At 64.5% G+C, this 24004-nt stretch carries 25 protein-coding genes; 14 read left to right on the top strand and 11 right to left on the bottom strand.

Annotation, left to right across the window (positions count from 1 at the left end):
• Window positions 1-20 precede the first annotated feature (20 nt).
• Both ACS5Q1_RS20870 and ACS5Q1_RS20865 read left to right on the top strand, forming a co-directional pair.
• The gene (locus ACS5Q1_RS20870; protein WP_473099978.1) at window positions 21-638 is read left to right on the top strand and encodes an alpha-ketoglutarate-dependent dioxygenase AlkB family protein; all 618 of its coding nucleotides are present in this window, start codon (window positions 21-23) and stop codon (window positions 636-638) included.
• A gap of 45 nt (window positions 639-683) precedes the next feature.
• A complete protein-coding gene (locus tag ACS5Q1_RS20865) occupies window positions 684-1622 on the top strand; it encodes a hypothetical protein (protein ID WP_203442687.1) in 939 nt (312 codons plus the stop codon).
• On the opposite strand, the gene ACS5Q1_RS20860 is transcribed toward ACS5Q1_RS20865, so the two are convergent.
• The 3 genes from ACS5Q1_RS20860 to ACS5Q1_RS20850 form a co-directional block, all read right to left on the bottom strand.
• Entirely contained in the window at window positions 1619-2254 is a 636-nt protein-coding gene (locus tag ACS5Q1_RS20860) for a trimeric intracellular cation channel family protein (protein ID WP_246776755.1), read from the bottom strand. The genes ACS5Q1_RS20865 and ACS5Q1_RS20860 overlap by 4 nt on opposite strands.
• 153 nt (window positions 2255-2407) lie before the next feature.
• Window positions 2408-3025, bottom strand: a complete 618-nt coding sequence (gene grpE / locus ACS5Q1_RS20855) for a nucleotide exchange factor GrpE (protein ID WP_473099977.1) — start codon at window positions 3023-3025, stop codon at window positions 2408-2410.
• 63 nt (window positions 3026-3088) lie between these two features.
• Window positions 3089-5839 (bottom strand): [protein-PII] uridylyltransferase, encoded by a 2751-nt coding sequence (locus ACS5Q1_RS20850; protein WP_473099976.1) that lies wholly within the window; start codon window positions 5837-5839, stop codon window positions 3089-3091.
• Between the two features lie 262 nt (window positions 5840-6101).
• On the opposite strand from ACS5Q1_RS20850, the gene ACS5Q1_RS20845 reads away from it, so the two are divergent.
• The 4 genes from ACS5Q1_RS20845 to ACS5Q1_RS20830 all read left to right on the top strand — a co-directional run bounded on the left by ACS5Q1_RS20845 (window position 6102) and on the right by ACS5Q1_RS20830 (window position 9377).
• The gene (locus ACS5Q1_RS20845) at window positions 6102-7070 is read left to right on the top strand and encodes an aliphatic sulfonate ABC transporter substrate-binding protein (protein ID WP_473099975.1); all 969 of its coding nucleotides are present in this window, start codon (window positions 6102-6104) and stop codon (window positions 7068-7070) included.
• Window positions 7071-7153: 83 nt separating this feature from the next.
• Entirely contained in the window at window positions 7154-8059 is a 906-nt protein-coding gene (locus tag ACS5Q1_RS20840) for an ABC transporter permease (protein ID WP_473099974.1), read from the top strand.
• Entirely contained in the window at window positions 8060-8848 is a 789-nt protein-coding gene (locus ACS5Q1_RS20835; protein WP_473099973.1) for an ABC transporter ATP-binding protein, read from the top strand.
• 19 nt (window positions 8849-8867) lie between these two features.
• Window positions 8868-9377 carry an OsmC family protein gene (locus tag ACS5Q1_RS20830; protein ID WP_473099972.1) on the top strand — a complete coding sequence of 170 codons (510 nt, stop codon included), beginning with the start codon at window positions 8868-8870 and terminating at the stop codon, window positions 9375-9377.
• 369 nt (window positions 9378-9746) lie between these two features.
• Here ACS5Q1_RS20830 and ACS5Q1_RS20825 read toward each other — a convergent pair whose 3' ends face one another.
• The gene (locus tag ACS5Q1_RS20825; protein WP_473099971.1) at window positions 9747-11021 is read right to left on the bottom strand and encodes a penicillin-binding protein activator; all 1275 of its coding nucleotides are present in this window, start codon (window positions 11019-11021) and stop codon (window positions 9747-9749) included.
• Window positions 11022-11160: 139 nt separating this feature from the next.
• On the opposite strand from ACS5Q1_RS20825, the gene rsmI reads away from it, so the two are divergent.
• The gene (rsmI, locus tag ACS5Q1_RS20820) at window positions 11161-12099 is read left to right on the top strand and encodes a 16S rRNA (cytidine(1402)-2'-O)-methyltransferase (RefSeq protein WP_473099970.1); all 939 of its coding nucleotides are present in this window, start codon (window positions 11161-11163) and stop codon (window positions 12097-12099) included.
• A complete protein-coding gene (locus ACS5Q1_RS20815) occupies window positions 12096-12473 on the top strand; it encodes a YraN family protein (protein ID WP_473099969.1) in 378 nt (125 codons plus the stop codon). Before rsmI ends, ACS5Q1_RS20815 begins: the two co-directional genes overlap by 4 nt.
• Before the next feature lie 108 nt (window positions 12474-12581).
• On the opposite strand, the gene ACS5Q1_RS20810 is transcribed toward ACS5Q1_RS20815, so the two are convergent.
• The gene (locus tag ACS5Q1_RS20810) at window positions 12582-13454 is read right to left on the bottom strand and encodes a LysR family transcriptional regulator (RefSeq protein ID WP_473099968.1); all 873 of its coding nucleotides are present in this window, start codon (window positions 13452-13454) and stop codon (window positions 12582-12584) included.
• A 103-nt stretch (window positions 13455-13557) separates the two neighbouring features.
• Between ACS5Q1_RS20810 and ACS5Q1_RS20805 the strand changes: the two genes are divergently transcribed.
• Window positions 13558-13767: a DUF1127 domain-containing protein gene (locus ACS5Q1_RS20805; protein WP_246776753.1), complete on the top strand. Its 210-nt coding sequence runs from the start codon at window positions 13558-13560 to the stop codon at window positions 13765-13767.
• Here the strand turns inward: ACS5Q1_RS20805 and ACS5Q1_RS20800 are convergent.
• Window positions 13764-14645, bottom strand: a complete 882-nt coding sequence (locus ACS5Q1_RS20800; protein ID WP_473099967.1) for a lipid kinase — start codon at window positions 14643-14645, stop codon at window positions 13764-13766. The genes ACS5Q1_RS20805 and ACS5Q1_RS20800 overlap by 4 nt on opposite strands.
• A gap of 176 nt (window positions 14646-14821) precedes the next feature.
• Here ACS5Q1_RS20800 and gshB point away from each other — a divergent pair, with 176 nt between their 5' ends.
• The gene (gene gshB, locus ACS5Q1_RS20795; protein WP_473099966.1) at window positions 14822-15766 is read left to right on the top strand and encodes a glutathione synthase; all 945 of its coding nucleotides are present in this window, start codon (window positions 14822-14824) and stop codon (window positions 15764-15766) included.
• A 207-nt stretch (window positions 15767-15973) separates the two neighbouring features.
• Here gshB and hemW read toward each other — a convergent pair whose 3' ends face one another.
• Window positions 15974-17134: a radical SAM family heme chaperone HemW gene (gene hemW / locus ACS5Q1_RS20790; RefSeq protein ID WP_473099965.1), complete on the bottom strand. Its 1161-nt coding sequence runs from the start codon at window positions 17132-17134 to the stop codon at window positions 15974-15976.
• 449 nt (window positions 17135-17583) lie between these two features.
• Between hemW and ACS5Q1_RS20785 the strand changes: the two genes are divergently transcribed.
• Complete coding sequence (locus tag ACS5Q1_RS20785; protein WP_473099964.1) at window positions 17584-18255, top strand: TetR/AcrR family transcriptional regulator; 672 nt, start codon at window positions 17584-17586, stop codon at window positions 18253-18255.
• A gap of 75 nt (window positions 18256-18330) precedes the next feature.
• On the top strand, window positions 18331-18810 hold the full coding sequence (locus ACS5Q1_RS20780; protein ID WP_203442673.1) for a DUF2852 domain-containing protein: 480 nt from the start codon (window positions 18331-18333) through the stop codon (window positions 18808-18810).
• Between the two features lie 216 nt (window positions 18811-19026).
• Here the strand turns inward: ACS5Q1_RS20780 and ACS5Q1_RS20775 are convergent, their stop codons facing one another.
• Together ACS5Q1_RS20775 and rph are read right to left on the bottom strand one after the other, a co-directional pair.
• Window positions 19027-19662, bottom strand: coding sequence for a non-canonical purine NTP pyrophosphatase (locus tag ACS5Q1_RS20775; protein ID WP_473099963.1), 636 nt, complete (start codon window positions 19660-19662; stop codon window positions 19027-19029).
• Window positions 19663-19780: 118 nt separating this feature from the next.
• Complete coding sequence (gene rph, locus ACS5Q1_RS20770; protein WP_203442671.1) at window positions 19781-20494, bottom strand: ribonuclease PH; 714 nt, start codon at window positions 20492-20494, stop codon at window positions 19781-19783.
• Between the two features lie 147 nt (window positions 20495-20641).
• On the opposite strand from rph, the gene hrcA reads away from it, so the two are divergent.
• Window positions 20642-21733 (top strand): heat-inducible transcriptional repressor HrcA, encoded by a 1092-nt coding sequence (hrcA, locus tag ACS5Q1_RS20765; protein WP_473099962.1) that lies wholly within the window; start codon window positions 20642-20644, stop codon window positions 21731-21733.
• 121 nt (window positions 21734-21854) lie between these two features.
• The gene (locus ACS5Q1_RS20760; protein WP_473099961.1) at window positions 21855-22259 is read left to right on the top strand and encodes a hypothetical protein; all 405 of its coding nucleotides are present in this window, start codon (window positions 21855-21857) and stop codon (window positions 22257-22259) included.
• A 58-nt stretch (window positions 22260-22317) separates the two neighbouring features.
• On the opposite strand, the gene ACS5Q1_RS20755 is transcribed toward ACS5Q1_RS20760, so the two are convergent.
• Window positions 22318-23304, bottom strand: a complete 987-nt coding sequence (locus ACS5Q1_RS20755; RefSeq protein ID WP_473099960.1) for a Bug family tripartite tricarboxylate transporter substrate binding protein — start codon at window positions 23302-23304, stop codon at window positions 22318-22320.
• Between the two features lie 213 nt (window positions 23305-23517).
• Complete coding sequence (locus ACS5Q1_RS20750) at window positions 23518-23847, bottom strand: hypothetical protein (RefSeq protein ID WP_473099959.1); 330 nt, start codon at window positions 23845-23847, stop codon at window positions 23518-23520.
• Window positions 23848-24004 lie beyond the last annotated feature (157 nt).

The raw sequence follows: 24004 nt of genomic DNA, 5'->3' as shown, positions 1-24004 counted from the left end.
CTGCAGAAAGCTGACCCAACGTGGCTCTCGCGCTCGCTCCCGGCCTCACCTACTACCCCGATTATCTCGACCGACCGGCGCAGGAGCTGCTGCTCCAAGCTCTGCGCGAGATTACGCGCGTGGCGCCGCTCTATATGCCGCGCATGCCGCGCACGGGAAAGCCGTTCTCCGTGCGCATGACCAATTGCGGGCGGCTCGGCTGGGTGTCGGACGTGGATGGCTATCGCTACCAGCCCACCCATCCAGAAACCGGCGAGCCCTGGCCCGCCATGCCGGATCAGGTGCTGCGCGCCTGGGAAGACCTGAGCGACTATCCGCACCCGCCCGATGCCTGCCTGATCAATTTTTACGAGCCCGCGGCCCGCATGGGGATGCACCAGGACAAGGACGAGGAGGAGTTCGCAGCACCCGTCGTGTCGCTCTCCCTCGGGGACACGGCGCTCTTCCGCTATGGCGGTCTGGAGCGGAAGGATCCGACGAAATCGATCAGGCTCCGCTCCGGCGACGCGATCGTGTTCGGCGGCCCCGCGCGGCTGATCTATCACGGCATCGACAGGCTGACGGCAGGAAGCTCGGACCTGCTGCCGCAGGGCGGTCGACTCAATCTGACCTTGCGCAAGGTAGACAAGCCGATTTAGCCTTAAGGCCATGATTACCTGCAGGTTTCCTTCGAAGAGGCATCCATGAAAGGTTTTGCAGCCGCTGCTTTGGGTCTCATCCTGTCAGCTCAAGCCGCTTTCGCAGCCGAACCGGTTTTCCCGCCCGCGTCTCGGATCGGCATTGTCCCGCCCGAGGACATGATCATCTCGAAGCGCTTCAGCGGCTTCGAGAGCGAGGGAAGAGCCGCCGCCATCAACTTCGTGGAAATGCCTGCGGGGGCTTACGGTCAGTTGGTGAACGGATTGACCAAGGATGCCCTGAAGCGTCAGGGCATGAGCGAGACCTCGCGCGAAAACCTGAAGCTCGGCACCAGGGCAGCCGTGCTGATCGGCGGCACCATGGCAGGGCCGGTCCAAGGCCGCAAATGGGTGATGGCCGTCAAGGACGAGGACCTCACGGCCCTCGTGATCGCGCAGGTGCGCGGCGGCCAGGACGGCTACAGCGAGGCGCAGATGCGCGAAGCTCTGAAGAGCATCGCCCTGCGCGGCCCGGTTTCCATCGAGGAACAGATCTCCGCCCTGCCCTTCCGGCTCGGCGACAAGGCCGGCTTTCGCCCGGTGCGGGTGATGGCGGGCAACTCTGTCCTGTTTACCGACGGGCCGAAGGATACGGTCAAGGCGGTGGAACAGCCGATCTTCATCATGGCGGCCACCGTCAATGTCCCGGTTCCGCCGGCGGAGCGGCGCAAGCAGTTCGCTCATGCGGCGCTGAATTCCAACCAGATCCTCAAGGACATCAAGATCGAACGCTCGGATTCCTTCCGCTTCAAGGGCCAGGACTGGCACGAGATCGTCGCCAAGGCCGTGGAGGCGGAATCGGGCCAGCCGATCGTGGTGATGCAGACGATTCGCTTCGAGCCCGACCGCTACGTGCGTATGGTCGGCCTCACCCGTGTCGAGCAGCGCGACCAGAACCTGCCGCGCTTCCGGACCGTGATCGACGGCGTGGACCTCAATCCTTAATCGCGGCGGGGAAACGCGGGCAGCGACCAGCCACGCAGGAGGGCAAGCGCCCTTAACGTGAAGGCCGCGGCGAAACCCGCGGCGGCGCTCAAAAACGGATCGAGGCCTGCAGCCTGCAGGGCGACCATGACGCTGGCCCCCAGGGCGGCGGCCGTAACATAGATCTCCTGACGCAGCACCAGCGGCGTCGTTCCGGCAAAGATATCGCGGACGATGCCGCCGAAGGTGGCCGTGGTGGTGCCGAGCGCGATGGCGGAGAGTGCCGGCACGCCAGCGGCGAGCGCCTTGCCGGTGCCGGTGACGGCGAAGAGGGCAAGACCCAGGGCATCTGCCCAGAGAAGGACGCGCCCCTGCCGACCGCCCTCGATCATCGCCACCCGCTTCGGCCCGAGGACGAAGACGAACTCCGCCACGATCAGGCAGACGAGCACGTCGGTCGGATCGCCGACCCAGAAGACCGGTCGGATGCCGATGAGCAGATCCCGGATGGTGCCCCCGCCGACGCCGGTGAGCGTGGCAAGCAGGGCGAAGCCGAACGGATCCATGCCCTTGCGGGCTGCCATCAGGGCGCCGGAGAGCGCGAAGACAGCGACGCCGATGGTCTCGAAAGGGATGCTTTGAAGGAAGTCCACCGGGGCCCGATCTTACCTGCTGGAGCTGTAAATCTCCCGGGTATTGATCATGCAGGTCGGTTTCAGGCAACCGCCATTCTCGGTAGCACCCACCTCCCTAGCCCCCCACGAGGAGGGAGGGGATCCCCGCGCTAGGCTCGAATTCGAACGTCCCTACGAAGCCGCCGACGAATTGTCCGCAGCCTCCGAGCCGTTGCCGTTGGCCTTCGGGCCACCCTTGGAGACACCGACCAGGGCCGGGCGCAGGACGCGGTCACCGATGACATAGCCCGACTGGACCACCTGCAGGACCGTGCCGTTCGGCACCTCCGCATTGGGGATCTCGAACATGGCCTGATGCAGGTTGGGATCGAATTTCTGGCCCTGCGGGTCGAGTTTCTTCACGCCGTGACGCTCGAGGTTCTTCAAAAGGTCACGCTCGGTGAGGTCGATGCCCTCGATGAGGCCCTTGAAGGCGCCCTCGGCGGTCTTGCTCGCCTCCTCCGGCACGCTCTCGATGGCGCGGCGGACATTGTCGGCCACGTTCAGCATGTCGCGGGCAAAATTGGTCACGGCGTAGGTGCGGGCGTCCGTGATCTCCCGCGCCGTCCGGCGGCGCAGATTCTCCATATCGGCCATCAGGCGCAGGAGCTTGTCCTTCAGATCCGCCTTCTCGGCCTCGAGAACGGCAAGCGGATCGGCCTCGGGCGCGGACGCTGCCTCAGGGGTGGCATCGTTGGCGGGCTCGGCCTGCGGGGCAGCGTTCTGGTTTTCCGTGTCGTTCGGATTCATGATCGATACTTATGATGGGAAAAGAAAGGTTCGGGGCACATATCAGGTCGAAGGCGCCACAAATCAAGCGCTGCGCCGATGAACCGGCTCGGTTTCCTCGTTCTTGAACACGTCGAGGAGGGTTCGGCTGATGGTGGCCTGGCGGCCCGCATGGGTGATTTTCGTGCCCGTCAAATCCGTCACATAGAACACGTCCACCGCCTTTTCGCCGAAGGTCACGATATGGGCCGAGGCGATGTTGAGGTTAAGCTTGCCCAAGGCCGTCGTCAGGTCATAGAGCAGGCCCGGCCGGTCGAGGCCCGAGATCTCGATCACCGTCTGGCGGTTCGACAGGGAATTGTCGATGGAGACCTCCGGCGGGACGTGGAAGGCCTTGGAACGCTCCTTCATGGGGCGCTTGCCGTCGACGAGGTCGGCAATCTTGACCTCCCCTTTCAGGGCCCGCTCGATGGCCTTGGCGACCCGCTCGGCCCGGCGCAGCTCATCCTCGTCCCGGTCGAAGGCGCGGGAGAGCACGATGGTGTCGAGCGCGATGCCGTCCGTGGTGGTGAAGATCTGCGCATCGACGATGTTGCCGCCGGCCGCCGCGCAGGCGCCGGTCACGATGGCGAGCAGGCGCGGATGGTCCGGCGAGAGGATGGTGAGTTCGGTCACGCCGCGAAACTGGTCGGTCTCGTAGGCGGTGGTGACCGTCCGGCCCGCCTTTTCGGCCTCCCGCAGGAGCCGCGCCTGCTTGGCCCGCCGGGTCTCGTCGGTCTTGAGCCAATAGCCGGGCGTGTGGCGCGAGGCGAAGGCCTCGAACTCCGCATCGGACCAATCGGGCAGCTCCGAGCGCAGCCGTTCCTGCGCCAGACGCACCCGTTCCGAGCGGGCGAGATCCACCGCACCACCGCCGAGGATCACTTCCGTTTCCTGGTAGAGATTGCGCAGGAGCTGGCCCTTCCAGCCGGTCCAGGTGCCGGGGCCGACGGCCTTGATGTCGGCGATGGTCAGCACGAGCAGGAGCTTCAACCGCTCCATGGTCTGCACCACCTCGGCGAAGCTCTTGATGGTGGCGGGGTCGGAGAGATCGCGGCTCTGGGCCGTGTTCGACATCAGGAGATGGTGCTCGACGAGCCAAGCCACCGTCTCGGTCTCCGCCTCGGTGAGGCCGAAGCGCGGCCCGAGCTTGCGAGCGATGGCGCCGCCGGCCTCTGAATGATCCTCCGGCCGGCCCTTGGCGATATCGTGCAGGAAGACGGCGACATAGAGCGCGAGCCGGTTCCGGATCGTGGGGAAAATCTGGTTGGCGAGCGGATGCTCGCCGCCGAGCTGACCCGCCTCGATTTCGGTCAGCACGCCGACCGAGCGGATCAGATGCTCGTCCACCGTATAGTGGTGATACATGTTGAACTGCATCATCGCGACGATGCGGCCGAAATCCGGGATGAAACGCCCGAGCACGCCGGTCTCGTTCATGCGCCGCAGCACCACCTCGGGCGAGTTCTTGGAAGAGAGGATCTCCAGGAACAGCTTGTTGGCCTCCGGATCGTTGCGCAGGCTCGGACCGATGAGCCTGAGGGAACGGGTGGCACGGCGCGTCGCATCGGGATGGATCGCCAGATTACGCCGGTCGGCGAGCCAGAACAGGCGGATCAGATTGACCGGATCGCGCTCGAACGCTTCCTCGTTTTCGACATTGAGACGGTTGTTGTCGATGATGAAGCCTTCGCTCACGAGTGCACCGCCGCTGCGGCGCCGGAAGCGACCGAACATCCGGTCGAGCATGGGGCGGCGCTTCGTCTGACGCGCTTCGAGTTCGGCGCAGACGATGGCCGTGAGATCGCCCACATCCTTGGCGATGAGAAAATACGCTTTCATGAAGCGCTCGACCGCCGACAGACCGCCGCGCGGCGCAAAGCCGATGCGCTCGGCGATGCTGCGCTGCAGATCGAAAGCGAGGCGCTCCTCGGCGCGGCCGGTGGCGAAATGCATGTGGCAGCGCACGCGCCACAAAAACTCATCGCAGCGGGAGAACAGATTGAACTCTCCCTGCGTGAAGAGCCCCGCCTTCACCAGCTCCTTGGGCTCCTTTACCCGGTAGACGTATTTGGCGATCCAGAAGAGCGTATTGAGATCGCGCAGGCCGCCCTTGCCGTCCTTCACGTTCGGCTCGACGAGGTAGCGCGACGCGCCGGCCTTGGCGACGCGGGCATCGCGCTCTTTCAGCTTCGCGTCGACGAATTCCGCCGCCGTGGTCGCGACGATCTCCTGATCGAAGCGCTTTTCCAGATTGTCGAAGAGCTCCCGGTCTCCGAACAGGAAGCGCGCTTCCAGCAGCGACGTGCGGATCGTCATGTCCGCATGCGCCTCGCGCAAGCACTCCTCCACCGAGCGGGTGGCATGCCCGACCTTGAGCTTCAGGTCCCAGAGCACATAGAGCATCGCCTCGACGACGCTCTCGCTCCAGGCCGTCTGCTTGTAGGGCAGCAGGAACAGGAGATCGACGTCGGAGCCCGGCGCCAGGGTTCCGCGTCCATAGCCCCCGGTCGCCGCCACCGCGAGGCGTTCGCCGGCCGAAGGGTTGGCGGCCGGATAAAGATGCTGGACCACGGCGTCGTGAACGATGTGCACCAGCTCGTCCATCCGCGCGGAAAGATAGCGGGCGCAGACGAGCCCGTTATGGCTGTCCTGGAGTTTCTCCTGAGCCTCCTGATGGCCCCGGTCGAGCAGCTTCTTCAGCTCCGGGACAAGCTTGGCGCGCAGATCCACCGCATCGCGGATCGGCTGGCTACCGAGGCTTGTCAGGACGCTCTTGGGGCTATGAGATGTCATGGAACAACCGGGCATGAGGACGTGTTTGACTTATCACTTGATGGTGCCTCCGCCCAAGGGCGGACTGGCATTATCCGCCTGAGCGGATATGTTGTTCTTTATAAGAGATAGTGTTTGACATAAAAAACACTGAGTTCTATAAACCGGACACGCGCCGATTTGAGCATGCAGATTGCGGGCGCGAAACAAGTGCAGCTAAAGCGCCGGGCGCCGCGAGACCTCAGGTCAAAGCTCCCATGCGCAAGACATGGGAGTGAATACAATGACCCTGACCCGCCGTTTTCTCATCGCCGCTTCCCTCGCTACGGGCCTCGCCTCCTTCGCGACCGCCGCCTCCGCGCAGGTGAAGGAGATCCGCATCGATTACGCCACCTACAACCCGGTCAGCCTCGTCCTGAAGGACAAGGGCTTTCTGGAGAAGGAACTGGAAAAGGACGGCATCAAGGTCCGATGGGTGCAGTCGCTCGGCTCCAACAAGGCGCTCGAATTCCTCAATGCCGGCTCGATCGATTTCGGCTCCACCGCCGGCGCCGCTGCCCTGATCGGCAAGATCAATGGCAACCCGATCAAGTCGATCTATGTCTATTCCCGTCCCGAATGGACGGCGCTCGTCACCCGCAAGGATACGGGCATCAGCAAGATCGAAGACCTGAAGGGCAAGCGCGTAGCGGTCACGCGCGGCACCGATCCGCACATCTTCCTGGTGCGCGCCCTGCAGGAAGCCAAGCTCACCGAGAAGGACGTGAAGCTCGTTCTGCTCCAGCATCCGGACGGTCGCACCGCGCTCGAGCGCGGCGACGTGGACGCCTGGGCCGGTCTCGACCCGCTGATGGCGGCATCTGAGGTGGAAAGCGGCGCTCAGCTCTTCTACCGCAATGCGGGCGCCAACACCTGGGGCGTGCTCAACGTCTCCGAGTCGTTTGCCAAGGACAACCCGGCTCTCGTGGAGCGCGTTCTGAAGGCCTATGAGGAAGCGCGTAAATATGCGCTCACCAACAAGGACGAGCTGAAGAAGTCTCTCATCTCCTACACCAAGCTCGCCGAGCCGGTGATCGACCGCCAGCTGGAGCGCACGGAACTCACTCATTCCAACATCGGCCAGCCGCAGGCCAACACGATCCTCGCCGCGGGCCTCGCGCTGCAACAGGCTGGCGTGATCACTGCTGAAACCAATGTTCGCACTGCCGTCGATTCCCTCATCGACCGTCGCTTTGCGACCGCGTCGCGCTGATGTCTTCATCGCGGGAGAGCGCCGTGACAGGCGGAGCTACGGCATCGGACCCAAAAGTGGCTTCCACTTTTGGGATCCATCCGATGCCAGCTTCCTTGAAGGGCGTGTCGTTGAGTGCGGAAAACCGAAGCCACTTTTCCGCACGACACGCCAGCCAAGCCTGGTCCTCCCATGAGGGTGCCGCCGCTCTCGCGGCCCCTGACTTTGCCGAGAAGAGACGCGCCTTCGACTGGCGCATCCTTCTCGGTTTTTTATTGCCTATCGCCATTGCGCTTCTCTGGGAAGCGGCCGTTGCGCTCGGCCTCGCGGAAGGACGCCTGGTTCCGCCGCCGAGCCGCATCATCGCGACGCTCTGGGGTCTCGCCGAAACCGGCGAATTGTGGACCCATGCCTGGATGACGCTCTGGCGCGTTCTCGTCGGCTTCGTCATCGGCGCCGTCGCCGGCATCGTGCTCGGCGCGCTCTCCGGCTCCAGCAAGACCATGCGCCAATTGCTCGATCCGACCCTGCAGGCCCTGCGCGCGATTCCCTCCATCGCCTGGGTGCCGCTGTTCATTCTCTGGCTCGGCATCTTCGAGGCCTCGAAGGTGGCGCTGATCGCCGTCGGTGTGTTCTTCCCCGTTTATCTCGGCATCGCGGGCGCGATCCTTTCCGTCGACCGCAAGCTTGTGGAAGTCGGCCATGTGTTCCGTCTCTCGCGCGTCCAGCTCGCCCGGCGCATCCTCCTGCCGGCCGTTCTGCCAGAGGCCGTGATCGCGCTGCGTTCGGGCCTTGGCCTCGGTTTCATGTTCGTGGTCGCTGCCGAATTCATGGGCGCATCGGAAGGTCTCGGTTATCTGCTCGTCGATGGGCAGCAGATGGGCAAGCCCGACCAGATCCTCGCCGCCATCATCGCCTTCGCGTTGCTCGGCAAGACCGCCGACAGCCTGCTGCTGACGGCCACCAAGCCGCTCGTGCGCTGGCAGGACACTGTGCGGGAGAGATTGTAAATGCTGTTCCTCGAACACCTCTCTAAAACTTACGCCGACGGCACGCGCGCGCTTTCCGACATCAATCTCATTGTGCAGGAAGGCGAGATCGTCTCGCTGATCGGCGGCTCGGGCTGCGGCAAGACTACTCTCTTGCGTCTCATCGCCGGTCTCGACCGGGCGAGCGGCGGCCGGATCAGCCTCGACGACGAGGTACTCTCGGGGCCGCATCCCGCCGTCGGCATCGTGTTCCAGGAGCCGCGTCTGCTGCCCTGGCTTTCGGTCTTCGACAACATCGCTTTCGGGCTCGACGGCGTGAGTGCGGCCGAGAAGAAGGCGCGCGTCGCGCATGCGCTCGACAAGATCGGCCTATCGGAGCACGCCGACCGCTGGCCGCGCGATCTGTCCGGCGGACAGCAGCAGCGCGTCTCGATCGCACGCGCCTTTGTGACCAACCCGAAGGTGCTGCTCCTCGATGAACCGTTTTCGGCGCTCGATGCCTTCACCCGCGCGAGCCTGCACGAGCATCTGCTCGGCCTGTGGGAGGAGACGCGCCCCACCGTCGTGCTCGTGACGCACGACGTGCAGGAGGCCGTAACGCTGGCGGACCGCGCCATCGTCATGCAGCCCAAGCCCGGCCGCATCTTCGACGAGCTCCCGCTCACCCTCTCGCGCCCGCGCGACAAGTCAGGTCTTCCCTTCGAGACATCTGTGCGCCGCGTCTTGACGGCCCTCGATCATTCCCTCAAAGCACCGCAATTGCAGCCTCAGCGTGAACGCGACCGCCAGGCCGCTGCGTTGTGGTGGTAGGTACCAAAAGGACTTCATCATGGATGCGACTGCCCTTCGCGCTCTCCAGGCGCCGTTGAAGGATCAATACCGCAACGATCCGAACTCCGCCGTGATCACCCTGAAGGCACAGGGCACGCTCGACGACCAACACATCGCCTGCAAGGTCGAGACCGGCCGCGCGCTCGCCGTCGCAGGCTTACACCCGGCGACCGGCGGCTCCGGCGCGGAGCTGTGCTCCGGCGACATGCTGCTCGAAGCGCTCGTCGCCTGCGCCGGCGTAACGCTGAAGGCGGTGGCGACCGCGCTCGAAATCGACCTGCGTCACGGCGCGGTGAAGGCCGAAGGCGACCTCGATTTCCGCGGCACGCTCGGCGTCGACAAGACAGCGCCCGTGGGCTTCAGGAACATCCGCCTCTCCTTCGAGGTCGACACGGATGCGCCGCAGGAGAAGATCGACCAGCTGCTCAAGCTCACCGAGCGCTATTGCGTCGTGTTCCAGACCCTCAACAGCAAGCCGGACTTAAGCGCCACGCTGACGCGCAAGTAAGTTGGCTTGCTCGGCCGCCGCACTCGTATATTCGCTCCGGAGTATTCCCTCCCCCTTGCGGGGAGGGATTGAGGGTGGGGGTCGAAAAGTCGGGGCGCTGCACCTCATCCATTTAGGATCGGAGCCGCTACAGCCTCACCTCTCCTTGAGGGCGAGGTCGGACCGTTAGGTCCGGGTGAGGGTTACAGGTCTATCCAGAGAGCGCTCTCACCCTCGCTGCGCCCGACCTCTTCCCACCGGGGAGAGGCGAAACCGCGCCTCACTTGAGCAACCACTCACCCAGTCTAATCACCCCCACCCCTACCCCTCCCCGCAAGGGGGAGGGAAACGCGCGCGACCTCAAGATGAGGTTGAGATGCTGAAATGATCTCAGTTCCCGGCCACCAAGGTTCGCGGGGCGCCGCTGATTGCAACAGCAGCGCCGCCGCGGATTTCCTGCACAGTCAAGGCGCGGTCATTGGTGCCGTCGGGGTTGAAGCGGAACACGCCGTCCGCGCCGGCAAAACCCGCCGGGTTCGTGAGCATGGCATCGGTGAAGGCCTGCGCGCCCTGCATCCTGGCGAGTGCGGCGGCGAGCGTCACCGCATCGTAGGACAGCGTTGCAAGCCGGATCGGATCGACATTGAAGCGGGCGCGATAGCTTTCAGCGAAGGCGGTGAATCCACGCTTGTCGGGTGCCGCGAACCAACCCCTCTGCAGACTGGGCAGAGCGGCCACGCGAGGCTCGTCCCACAGACCCGTGCCGAGCGGCTTGACGCGCAGCGGATCGAAGCCCGCCATCTGCAGTGCTTGGGCGACGGCGGGCAGGCCATCGCCGCTCTCCGGAATGAACAGGGCATCGGCCTGCGGCGCCGGGCCGCCGATGAGAGGCGCCATGCGCTGCACGGCATTCTGCGGCTGCCCTGGAGGATAATATTCGAGCGCCGCAATGCGGATGCCCTGCTGCGCCGCCGCCTGCTGCAGACGCGCGCCGGCCACGCGGCCGTATTGCGTTTCGGGAATCAGGGCCGCGATGGAACGGCGGCCTTGGGTTGCCGCGAACGAGACGATGCGGTCGACCTCCTCCTGCACCATGAAGCTCAGGAGATAGACGCCCTGAGCGGCGACGCTCGCATCCGTCGAAAAGCCAATGACGGATTTGCCTCTCTGGCGCGCCACCTGCCCGGCCGCCTGGACGGAGCCCGCATAGAGCGGCCCGATAACGAGTTCGGCACCTTCAGCGAGAGCCTGCTGCGTCGCATTCTGTGCGCCTTCCGGCGTGCCGTTGTCGTCCTTCACGAGAAGCGTGATGTCCGAATTCTGGAATTCGCTGAGCGCCAGTTCCGCCGCGTTGCGCATGCTCTGCGCCACCACCGCCCCCTGCCCCGCTCCGGTCATGGGCAGGATCAGCGCGACCTTGACGGGGCCGTTGCCGATGGCGGTGCCGGCCATGGCCGGAATGCTCTGCATCGGAGCATCGGGCGGCGTGACACCTGCCGCATAGGCAGGCTCGACGGAAGCCGGTTGGGTCCGACCAGTCTTGCGCGGCGGCGACAGGCTGCCGGAGCCGACGCAGCCCGACAGAACCAGCGACCCGGCAATGACAAAAACCCAAGCGGCCCGGCCCGCAAAGCCTCCGACAGAACCTTTCGACACGCGCGCCATCTCCACTCCCTTTTGGAAACAGCTATCCGTTATGAGGAGAAGCATGACAGCAAAAGGTAAACATTGTTTCCAATGCAGGATGATGGTCTTAACAACACGGCTTTCGCGGGCCTGCCCCTTCATGCGACAGTGACGAACGATGAGCCAGAGAATCGATAACCGGACCAAGCGGCGCGAGCCGAACGAGCGGGTCGCCACCTTCACCGCCTTCGGCCTCGCCGCCGAGGCCAAGCCCCTGTCACCCGGCCTCTATGTGGTCGCGACCCCCATCGGCAATCTGCAGGACGTGTCCTTCCGTGCGCTGAACGTGCTTGCCGCCGCGGACGCGATCCTGGCCGAGGACACGCGGGTGACGAAGACCCTGCTCGCCCATTACGGCATCACGACGCCGCTGGTGGCCTATCACGAGCATTCCAACGATGCCGTGCGCGAGCGCATGGTCCACCGCATCCGCGAAGGTCAGGCGCTTGCCCTCGTGTCCGATGCCGGTACGCCCCTGGTGTCGGATCCGGGCTACAAGCTTGTGCAGGCGGCGATTGAGGAAGGGCTGCCGGTCACCCCGATTCCCGGTCCCTCCGCGGTGCTCACCGCGCTCGTCGCCTCGGGCCTGCCGACGGACCGCTTCTTCTTCGAAGGCTTTCTGCCATCGAAGAGCGCCGCGCGGCGCACGCGGCTTGCCGAGATCGGCGCGATCCCCGGCACGCTGATGCTCTTCGAAGGCCCGCACCGGCTGCCCGAGATGCTCGCCGATGCGGCGGCCGTTCTCGGCGAGCGGCAGGCCGTGGTGGCGCGCGAGCTGACGAAAATGTTCGAGACGATCCGGCGCGGCACGCTCCCCGAACTCGCCCGCCAATTCGCCGAAGAAGGTCCGCCCAAGGGCGAGATCGTGGTGCTGATCGGCGAAGCGACGAAAGAGATGCACGCGGCGGAAGCCGATGCGGCGCTCGACGGCAGACTGGAGGCAGCGCTCAAGAACCACTCGATCAAGGATGCTGCGGCGCTTGTCGCTGCGGAGCTCGATCTGCCCAAGCGCGAGGTCTATGCCCGCGCCTTGACGCTCGCGAAGAAGGACGCATGACGAGCGCACTCGAACGGCGCAAAGCAACCTTCCTGCGCGGCCATCGCGCGGAATGGATCGCATTGCTGTTTCTCGTGATGAAAGGCTACCGCCCGCTCGCGCGTCGCTATGCAGCATCCGGCGGCGAGATCGACCTGATCGTCATGCGCGGCGACACCATCGTGTTCGTCGAGGTAAAGGCGCGTGGCCTGATGGACGATGCGTTGTCCGCCATTACCGCCCGCAAGCGCCAGCGTTTCTCGCGCGCAGTGCGGACATGGCTCACGCGCAACGACTGGGCTAACGGCAAGACATGGCGCGCCGATGCGGTGTTCATCGCACGAAAACGATGGCCGCAGCACATCGTGTCTGCGTTCGAGTTGGAGATGAATTGAGAATACACCATCGTCATGCCCGGGCTTGTCCCGGGTATCCACGTCTTAACCGCGCAAGGCGTGGATGGCCGCAACAAGTGCGGCCATGACGGCAAGACAAGACTCAGTCTAAGCCGCCATCCGATGCCGGTCCGCAACCGCTTCGCGGATGTGCCGCGCCAGCTCCTGCACGACATGGTTGCCGCCGTCGCGCGGCAGATAGAGATTGACCATGAAAGGCGGCAGCGTCGGCAGGCCTGAATCGGGCCCCAGCACGTCAAACCCACTCGGAACGGTCGAGGCCATCCAGGCCATGACGGCGATATCGGCCGCCACCGTCGCCACTTGAGCCGATGTGTTCGTCACTTCGGAAACCGAGCGCCATTCAATGCCGGCTTTCTGCAGCACCTCGCGGATCGGCGCCCGGAAGGCGCAGTCCGAGCAGCCGACGGAGACCGGCAAGGGACGCTGGCGCGCCGCATCGCCGCCGCGCGCGCCGACCCACACCAGACGATCCATGACGAGGTTCTCGCCATCCGGATCGCAGGCCATCTCGGTGGCCAGCACCACATCGACCTTGCCGCCATAAAGCTGCGAGCGCAGCGACGCGCTGGAGCCGCTGTTGAGCGAGATCTGCACGCGGGGATAGCGGCGCGCAAAGTCCTTGAGGAACGTCGGCAGATAGGTGGTGATGATGTCGCTCGGGATGCCGAGACGCACCTCGCCCTCGAATTCCGGCGTCGTCATCTCGGTCCAGATTTCGTCGTTGAGAGCGAGCATCCGCTTCGCACGTCCGAACAGCCGCTCGCCGGCGGCCGTGAGCTTCATGCCGCGCCGGTCGCGGGTAATGAGCTCCTCGCCAAGCGTCTCTTCCAGGCGCTTGATCTGCTGGCTGACCGCTGCCTGGGTCAGGTTGAGAACTCCGGTGGCGGCGGTCATGCCGCCGGCATCCACCACTGCGACGAATGCCCTCAAAAGGCTGACATCGAGATTCCGGGTCATGGCCGACCTCAATAACAGTTCGTTATTCTCACTATAATGAACATTCGTTTCACTTATGCAAGGGGCAGGCGCATCATTCCTTCATCAAACGAGGAGATGAGCCATGACCACCTATTCCACCACCTGCGATTGGACCTCCGAGCAATCGGCTCCCAAGCCCTCTCGCCTCAAGAGCCTCTTCGCATCGCTCATGCATGAAATCGAGATCCGGCGCGCCCTGCGCGAGGTCGGAGCCCTCGACGAGGCCGCCCTGCACGATATGGGCATCAGCGCCGGCAATCTCGAGGACGCCGTCCGCTGCGGCCGGCACTAAACACTGGTCTTTGGTGCAAACACCGTCACGGCCGCCGGCCGGATCGAGAAATGGGCAGGCGTCCGGGTCACGATCTCGCCATCCGCATTGATGGGCCTCGGCTTGCGGGTGCGGATGTCGAACTCCTTGGCCCGGACCGCCCTCACCTCTTCCCAAGCCCCATGTTGCCCGTAACGGAACGAGCGCGCCATGAGGGCGAGCTTCCAGGCCCGCTCCAGTTCCAGGCTGTAGAGATCGAGATGCTGATCGTCGATGGCCGCGTCCTTTTCCACCGCATTCCCGCCACCGTAGAAGCGGCCGTTGCCGACCGCGATCTGCAGCGTTCTCACGCGCACGGATTCATGTTCGCTGATGATCGTGGCGCGGAAGGGCTTTGCGTGCGCGAGAACATTCAAGGCGACCAGCGCATAGCCGAGGCGCCCCCAGCGGCGCTTGATGTCCCGTGTCAGCTTCTGCGCCAGTTCCGCCGAAAGGCCGAGGCTCGCCACGTTGAAGAACGGCTCGCCGTTGACGATGCCGAGATCGATCTTGCGCGTGAACCCATCGGCGATGACATCGGCAGCACCGTCGAGATCGAACGGGATGCCGAGCGTCCGCGCCAGATCGTTGGCTGTGCCCATCGGCAGAATTCCCAAGGGTAGCCCGGCCTTGATGACGCCGAAGGCCGCCGCATTGATGGTGCCGTCACCGCCGCCGACGATGGCGCAATCCACGTCCCTGGCATGCTCGACGATGAGCGGCGAGAGATCCTCCCGGCGGCCGCATTCCAGATGAACGGGCTCGATGCCATGATCCTTCAAGCGCTCGATGGCGATGTCGCACTGGACGGCGCCGCTGCGGCTCTTGGTGTTGACGATCAGAAGGGCGCGGCGGGGCATGGGCTATCACATGGAAAAGCTTGAGTGGATCCGCAAGGGGCGGAGCCGAAGCGGGGCCGTTCGATAACCCGCGTCCCCGCTTTTCGTTCATTCTGGCACCTTCGAGAGTTGCCATCCTCGATTTTAAGGCCAATAACCCTGCTTCCTCAAAGAGTCTTGCCAAGGAGGCTTGACGCATGACCCTGACCGTTGCGTTCCAGATGGATCACATTCGCAGCATCAAGATCGCAGGCGATACGGGCTTTGCGCTGCTGCTCGAAGCCCAGCGGCGGGGGCACCGGGTGCTACACTACACGCCCGACCGCCTGTCCCTGCGCGACGGCGCGGTGATCGCGATGGCGGAGACCATCGAAGCGCGCGACGTGGAGGGCGACCACTTCACTCTGGGCACGCCTGAACGGGTTGATCTATCGGGTGTCGACGCGGTGCTCATGCGCCAGGACCCGCCCTTCGATCTGGCCTATATCACCGCCACCCATTTCCTGGAGCGCATCCATCCGAAGACGCTCGTGGTCAACGATCCGACCCATGTGCGCAACGCGCCGGAAAAAATCTTCGTCACGCTCTTCCCGCACCTGATGCCGCCGACGCTGATCTCCCGCGACAAAGGTGAGATCGAGGAGTTTCGGCGCGAGCACGGCGACGTGGTGATGAAGCCGCTCTACGGACATGGCGGCGCGAGCGTGTTCAAGGTCGGGCGCGAGGATCCGAATTTCGGCTCGCTCTACGATCTGTTCTCCAACCTGTTCCGCGAGCCCTGGGTGATCCAGCGCTTCCTGCCGAAGATCACGGAAGGCGACAAGCGCATCATCCTCATCGACGGCGAAGCGGCCGGCGCGATCAACCGCGTTCCGGCAGCCAACGACATCCGCTCCAATATGGTGCGGGGCGGCGCGGCCAAGCCCACCGATCTGACGCCGCGCGAGCGCGAGATCTGCGAGACCATCGGCCCTGACCTCAAGCGCATGGGCCTCATTCTGGTGGGTATCGACGTGATCGACGGCAACCTCACCGAGATCAATGTGACGGCGCCGACGGGTATCCGCGCGATCAAGCGGCTGGGAGGGCCGGATCTCGCGGTGAAGGTGTGGGATGTGATTGAATCGAAGGTGAAGCGGTAGACGCTCGTCATCCCGGACGACAAAGTCGATCCGGGATAGAGAGCAGGATGGAGCGCCTGAATCTCAACACTGTCATCCCCGCGAAGGCGGGGATCCACAACCACGACGTGCCAAGACAAGGCGAAACGCGTTCCGCCTCTTTTTGCATCGTCAGCGCTTATGGATTCCGGGCTCGCCTGCGGCGCCCCGGAATGACAGTGGTGTGCCTTACGCCGCCAATTCCGCGATCACCGCGTTCAATACCGGAAAGCCCTTCGGTGTCACGGCAAGGCGCGAATCGGCGATCTGGATCAGGCCTTCCTCTTCAAGAATCCGCAAACCGCGCTGGTTGAGCGTCTTGCCCGTGAACGCCTCGAAACGACGCGGATCGACGCCTTCCGTCAGGCGAAGCCCCATGAGCAGGAATTCGTCGCCCTCGGCCTCGGAGGTCAGCACCTCTTCGTCGATGACGCCGTGTCCCTCGCGCTCCACCAACTCCAACCACGTCTCCGGATGCTTCTCCGTCGCCGTTGCCAAGCGTGCATTGCCGGTCACGAGCCGCCCATGGGCGCCGGGGCCGATGCCGGCATATTCACCGTAGCGCCAGTAGAGCAGGTTGTGGCGGGATTCTGCGCCGGGCCTGGCGTGGTTGGAAATTTCATAGGCCGGCAGCCCATGCTTCTCGCACACCTCCTGCGTGATGTCGTAGAGCGCGCGGCCCGTCTCCTCGTCCGGAACCGAGATCTTGCCCGCGTCGTAGAGACGCTGGAACCAGGTGCCGGGCTCGATGGTGAGCTGGTAGAGCGAGAGGTGCTCGACCGCGTGCGAGATCGCCTGCTCCAGCTCCGCACCCCATCCTTGAGGCGTCTGGCTCGGGCGGGCATAGATGAGGTCGAAGGAATAGCGCTCGAAGATGGAGCCTGCGATCTTCACGGCGCCCAGGGCTTCATCCACCGAATGCATGCGTCCGAGGCGCTTCAGATCGGGATCGTTGAGTGCCTGAACACCGAGCGAGACTCGGTTGATGCCGGCCGCGCGGTAACCGCGGAAGCGCTCAGCCTCGACGCTTGTGGGATTAGCTTCCAGCGTCACTTCGGCTTGTCGGTCGATCGCCCAGGCGCCACTGACGGCATCGAGGATCGCGCCGACGGTGTCCGGCCTCATGAGCGAGGGCGTGCCGCCGCCGAAAAAGATGCTCGTAACCGTCCGCCCGGGAATGCGTGACGCCGTATGGGCGATCTCGCGCCGGAAGGCCGCGAGAAACCGCTCCTGGTCCACCGGCTGGTGGCGGACATGGCTGTTGAAGTCGCAATAGGGACATTTGGAGGCGCAGAAGGGCCAATGGATATAGACGCCAAAGCCCACATCGCGCGTCGGATGATCGATCATGGGGCGTATATGGCAGGTCGAAGGGCGAACGTCACGGGTGCTGGTGTCGCGTTGAAGCGTGATCTTCCCTCCCCCTTGTGGGGAGGGATTGAGGGTGGGGGTCGCAAAGTCGGAGCTCTACGCCGAATTAAGCAAGACAGTACGGCCCTTACCACGTCATCACCGGCCTCGTGCCGGTGATCCCGATACGAGAGGCATAGTGCTTCACAGGATCGGGATGGCCGGGACTGATCCCCGGATCAAGTCCGGGGACGGCCATGACGGGTGGGGCTCACCCAGTCGCACCACCCCCACCCCTGCCCCTCCCCGCAAGGGGGAGGGGAAACAGTGCCGCAAACTTTTCCGGACCTCTTCGCTCACAAGGTTGTTCACCCTGAGAGAGGCTTCCATTCTGGCCTCCGCGGGCGCGGAGCTATAAGATCGGCAAGCTCAAGAGTTAGGAACCCACCATGCGGCATTGGCGCGGCCCGTTCGACCGGCAGGGCTACCACCACGGCAATCTGAAGGAGGCGCTGATCGAGGCGGCGCAACGCTTCATTGCCGAGCGGGGCATCGGCGGGTTCACGCTGGCGGACGCGGCCAAGCTCGTGGGCGTGACGCCGGCGGCTCTCTATCGCCATTTCCGTGGCCGGGATGCACTCGTGGCTGAGGTAGCCTTCCGTGGCTATGACGAGCTGGCAAAGCGACTCGGGCGGGCGCTGCAGAGCGAGGGCACGGCGCTGGAGCGCTTCACCCGCATGGGCGAGGCCTATCTCGCCTTCGCCGAGCAGGAGCCGGGCTTTTACACCGCCATGTTCTCGGCCAAGCCCGCCGAGGGCGAGGCCTCGTGCGGCCCGTTCTGGGCCAAAAGCGTCCAGAGCGGCGGCAAGCCGGTCGGCAATGCCTTCGATTTCCTGGTCCAGGCCCTGTCCGAAACCTTCCCAGAGGGCTTCCAGAGCGTCGATGTCCGCTTCATCGCCATCGAGGTCTGGGCGCTCTCCCACGGCATCGCCACCCTCGACGCCGCCGGCCAGCTCCCGAAAGGCCCTGGCTTGCCGGATAAGTACGAGCTGCTGCGGGCCGGCGTGCTCGCCCTCGTCCACGGCGCCCTGAAGGGCCGCTCCAACACCTCGGCAAAATAATCGGCGCCACCTCTCTTGAAAGCGCCAAAATCGATCCGCATGTTAATGTTGTTAGCATTAACATAGGGACCTCCAATGTCTGACTCTGCCTCCGCCGCCTGGAACGCGGGCCCGCATGCGGGCCCCTGGAACAACGGCACTCACCACCGCTGCGGGCGCAAGCCCGGACGCGGTCTCGAGATCGTCGGCATCATTCTGGGCTTCATCTTCGTCTGGCCGCTCGCGCTGGCCTATCTGGTGTGGAAAATGTGTGGATATCCGAAATACGATGAGGCCAGGACCTTCTTCCGCGACACCTTCGGTCGCGCCCGCGACGATTTCTTCGCCGCTCGCGGCCCCGCCGGCTTCGGCGGCTTTGCCAGCACGGGCAACGCGGCTTTCGACGATTACCGCCGCAGCGAGCTCGAGCGCCTCGAGGAAGAGCGCCGCCGGCTCGACGAGGAGGTCCGTGAGTTCCGCAATTTCGTCGAGGAACTGAAGCGCGCCAAGGACCGCGAGGAGTTCGACGCCTACATGGCCAAGCGCCGCGGCAACAACGGCCCAACGGCCGTCTAACCGACCTCGCTGGCCCAGCGGAGCGCCCTTCGGGGCGCTCTTTTCTTTTGCCTTCACTGTCATTCCGGGGCGAGCGTAAGCGAGAGCCCGGAATCCATAAACACGACGCAGATCAAGAAAGGCGCTACGATCATCGCAGTGCCTTTTCTGTTTCCCGTTGCGGTTATGGATTCCGGGCTCTCGCTTACGCTCGCCCCGGAATGACATGGGAATGCATCAATCCCTGTGCAGGCAACCGGCCGCGAGCTTCACGAAGGCACGGGCGCGGTGGGACAGGCCCACGGGTTCCGGCTTCGACCAGTCGATGCCGTGCTTCTCCTCCGAAGAGATCTCCCCGAACGTCTCGGTGAAGCCGTCCGGCTGGAACATGGGATCGTAGCCGAAGCCCTTGTCGCCCCGCGGCGGCCACACGACTTGGCCGAAGACGCGTCCCTCGAACAGCTCTTCGTGCCCGTCGGGCCAGGCGATGACGAGGGCAGAGACGAAATGGGCCTGGCGGTCCGTCGCCTCACGCCTCAGCAATTCGCGCTCCACCCGCTCCATGGCGGCGTTGAAATCCCGCTTCGGGCCAGCCCAATCGGCCGTGAACAGGCCCGGGGCTCCATCCAAAGCGTGCACGCACAGGCCGGAATCGTCCGAGAGCGCCGGCAGGCCGGTGGCGATCGCCGCCGCATGGGCCTTGATGGCCGCGTTCTCGGCGAACATGTGCCCCGTCTCGTCGGGCACGGGCAGGCCGAGTTCGCCCGCCGAGACGGCCTCGACTCCGAAGGGGGCGAGCAATTCCTGCATCTCGCGCAACTTGCCCGCATTGTGGGTGGCGATGACGACCTTTCCGGTCAGGGGACGGTGCATGACTTCTTCCTCGTCATCCCGGACACCGCTTGCGGTGACCCGGGATCGTTATCTGCGTTAAACTCGTCTTGCGTTCCCGGCTCTCCACTGCGCTTCGGCCGGGATGACGGTCTCTTTCTTAAGCCACGGCCTTCTTCTGCAGGTCCACCAGCTGCGCCACGCCGGACTTGGCGAGTCGCAGGAGGCTCAGGAACTCCTCCTCGGAGAAGGGCTTGCCCTCGGCCGTGCCCTGCACCTCGACGATGCCGCCCGAACCCGTGATGACGAAGTTCGCGTCGGTCTCGGCTGCCGAATCCTCCGCATAATCGAGATCGAGCACCGGCTGGCCCTGATAGATGCCGCAGGAGATGGCGGCGACGGGCTCGCGCAGCGGGTTGATCGAGATGATCGAGCGGTTCTGCATCCAGGTGAAGCACTCGTGCAGCGCCACCCAGGCGCCGGTGATCGACGCCGTACGGGTGCCGCCATCGGCCTGGATCACGTCGCAATCGACCACGATCTGCTTCTCGCCGATGGCCGGCAGGTTGACGACGGCGCGGAGCGAACGGCCGATGAGGCGCTGGATCTCCTGCGTGCGGCCCGAAGGCTTGCCGGAATTGACCTCGCGGCGCGTGCGCTCGTGGGTGGCCCGCGGCAGCATGGAATATTCCGCCGTCACCCAGCCCCGGCCGGTGCCGCGCAGCCACGGCGGGCCCTTCTCCTCGAGCGAGGCGGTGCAGATCACCTTCGTGTTGCCGAAGGTGACGAGGCAGGAGCCTTCCGCATACCGCGCGACGCCGCGCTCCAGGGTGACGGGACGCAGTTCGTCGGGGGCGCGGTTGGACGGACGCATGGCGGGATTCTCCTGAAAGATCTTGATTCCTCGCCTGTTTGAAGCGCTGGCGCGGTTTAGGCAAGCGCAAGGCTTGCCTAAGGACCTTCCGATCCGCACATAATACGGACTTGCAGGGTTGAATTGTGAGAGCGTAGAACCCTTCGGATGCACCCGACCGGTCCCTTTTCCCATCTCTCGGAAACCCGCGCCATCGCGGAGCTGAACGACCGTTCCCGCGAAATCTTCCGTCAGATCGTCGACTCTTATCTCATGACCGGCGAGCCCGTGGGCTCGCGCCATCTCTCGCGCATCCTGCCGATGACGCTCTCGCCGGCCTCGATCCGCAACGTCATGGCGGATCTGGAGGCGGCAGGCCTGATCTTCGCGCCGCATACCAGCGCCGGACGCCTGCCGACGGAGACGGGCCTGCGTTTCTTCGTCGATGCCATGATGGAGATCGGCGACGTCACCTCCGAGGAGCGCTCGCGTATCGAGGCGCAGATGCGGGCGGCCGCCTCCGGCCACACCCTGGAGACGGCACTGGCCGAGGCGTCGACACTGCTGTCGGGGGTCTCGCGCGGCGCCGGCGTCGTGGTGACGTCCAAGTCCAATGCGCGCCTCAAACATATCGAATTCGTACGCCTCGACCCGACCCGTGCCCTGGTGGTACTCGTCTCCGAGGACGGATCGGTGGAAAACCGCCTCCTCGACCTGCCCGCAGGACTGCCCGCCGGCGCTCTGATCGAGGCCGGAAACTTTCTCAATGCCCGCATCCAGGGCAAGACGCTCGGCGACATCAAGCGCGAGATCCAGACCCGCCGCGAGGACATGGAGCGCGAGCTCGACGCGCTCACCGCGAGGCTCGTCGAGGCCGGGCTTGCCACCACGGTGGGCCCAGTCGATTCCCGCCAGCTCATCGTGCGCGGTCAGGCCAACCTCCTCGACGATCTCAAGGCCGTGGAAGACCTGGAGCGCATCCGCCTGCTCTTCTCGGATCTCGAGACCCAGACCGACGTGATCGACCTCTTGAGCCGGGCCGAGGGCGGCGAAGGGGTTCGCATCTTCATCGGCTCGGAGAACAAGCTCTTCTCGCTCTCCGGTTCGTCGATGATCGCGGCTCCGTTCCGGGACGGCAGCCAGAAGATCGTCGGCGTGCTCGGCGTCATCGGCCCGACACGGCTCAACTATGCCCGCATCGTCCCGATGGTCGATTACACGGCCAAGGTGATCTCACGCATCCTGGAACAGGGCCGATAGGCTCCCTATCGGGACCATGAGCCCGCCGGATGCTGCGATATAAGGGAACCATCTCCGCTTCAGGCGTTAAACCTCCTGTCCGCGAATGCGGCCATTGTTCCCATCGATAGAGGAGGTTTCCTTGAAGACAGCGACAATCATCGCCAGTGCCGGGCTCATGATGCTCGGCGCTATCGGCTCGGCCCAGGCCCAGACCAGCGGCACGCCCGGCTCTCCGTTTCCGAACGCCGCTCCGCACGAAATTCAGATGATCAACGGCGTTCCCTGCCGCACCATTCTTGACAGGCAGAGCAACGCGCGCATTCCGGTTCAATGCGCCAGCTCGGCCGGCATCGTCGGCACGGATCCGACGACGACCGGCAGCGTCCTCGTCGGCCCGCCCGCCGGAGCTCCCGTGTCGGGCACACCGGCATCTGCCTTCCCGACGGCCGCTCCGCATGAAATTCGGACGATCAACGGTATTTCGTGCCGCACCGTCCTCGTTCTGGGAACCGAACAGCGCGTTCCCGTCGAGTGCGCTCGCTAAGTGCTCGTCCCGATCGATCCCAGAAGTGGGCGTCCACTTCTGGAATCGATGTTCTTGATCAGTCGATCTGAACGCCGGCTTCCTTGACCACCGGAGTCCACTTCGCGATCTCGGTCTTGACGTGCTCACCCAGAGCCTCCGGCGTCGAGCCGACCACGGTCGCGCTGAAGGTCTTGAGTCGCTCCTGCACGGCCGGATCCTTCACGGCCTTGAGCGCCTCGGCGTTCAGGCGATTCACGATCTCTTTCGGGGTCTTGGGCGGCGCAAACACCGCATTCCACGTATAGGTCTCGTAGCCCGGCAGCGATTCGGCGATTGTCGGCATGTCCGGGAAGGACGGAGCACGCTCCTTCGTCGTCACGGCGATCCCGCGCAACGTGCCGGCCTTGATGAATTCAGAAGCGGACGGCAGGTTATCGAACATGATCGGCACCTGACCGGCCACCACGTCGTTCAGGGCAGGTCCGGAGCCGCGATAGGCGATGTGCTGCGCCGACACCTTGGCCATGCTCTTGAACAGCTCGCCCGACAGATGCAGCGGCGTGCCCACACCCGAAGAAGCGTAATTGTACTTCGCAGGATCGGCCTTCAGGAGCGCGATCAGTTCCGGCACCGTCTTGGCCGGCAGGCTCGGATGAACCACGAGCACATTCGGCACGATCACGAGCAGCGATACGGGCGCGAAATCCGTCACGGCATCGTAGGGCTTGCGCTTGAGCATGAGCGGGTTGAGCGCATGCGTCGCCACCGTGCCCATCAGAATCGTGTAGCCGTCGGGCTCCGCCTTGGCGACGCGGGCCGCACCCGTGCTGCCGCCGGCACCGGCTACGTTTTCGACAATCACCTGCTGGCCGAGTCCTTCCGACATCTTCTGCGCGATGATGCGGGCGACTACGTCGGTGGAGCCGCCGGCCGCAAAGGGCACGACCATGGTGATCGGACGGGTCGGGAAGGTCTGAGCCGCAGCCGGCGTCAGACCGAGGGCCGTTCCACCCAGAAGGGCACCGCCGAGGAGCAGCGCTTGGCGTCGGGTTGTGTTGGTCACGATCGTGTCTCCAATGATGAAAGGCTGTTTTCGGGAAATGCCGCGCAGCCGCGTCCGGCAGCCATGCACATTGCACTTCCGATGCGGAAGTCTCGTATGTAGCGAAAACAGAGATGAAAAACAGAGGAGGATCGCCTCAGGCAAACTCTCCTGGGGATCGACGGTTTTCAAACCGCATCCGGGCAATCGTAGAACGGCTCCACTGATCGAGGCTCAGGCGCTCTCGGCCGACAGGTCCGGTGCAAAAAATCGGTACTGGGCATTGATCATGGCCTGGAGCCCGCCCTTGGATCCGTCCGTGTAATACCACTGCCTCAGGGCCGCCGATTGCGAGTATCGGGTCAGATCGACTTCCGCGATGCGGCACAGCATGTCGCTCAGACTGCTGAAGCCACCCTCCAGGGCGATTTCCTCAGCGCTTCTCGGCTGACCCGTCTTGGGCCCGAACAACGGCGGTGGCGGCGATGGCGGATGCGAGGCAAAATCCCGCCCGATGGCGTCCAGGACGCGAAAGTTCGGGTTCTGTGTCAGCGGGTAGAGCACGGCATCATCTTTTGCAGATATCTGTGCCGGCCACCTTATACCACGTCCTGGTGATCAGAACCCGTGTGCCCAGTCGCGCAAGCCGATGGACATAATCGTCCAGGGCTGCTCGGTGAGCCTGTTCCACGCGTCACAGCAATGATCGAGGATGTCCTTG

Source organism: Microvirga sp. GN3, assembly GCF_055792825.1.
The sequence above is the reverse complement of the archived record's forward strand: the minus strand, read 5'-3'. Positions and strand labels throughout refer to the sequence as shown.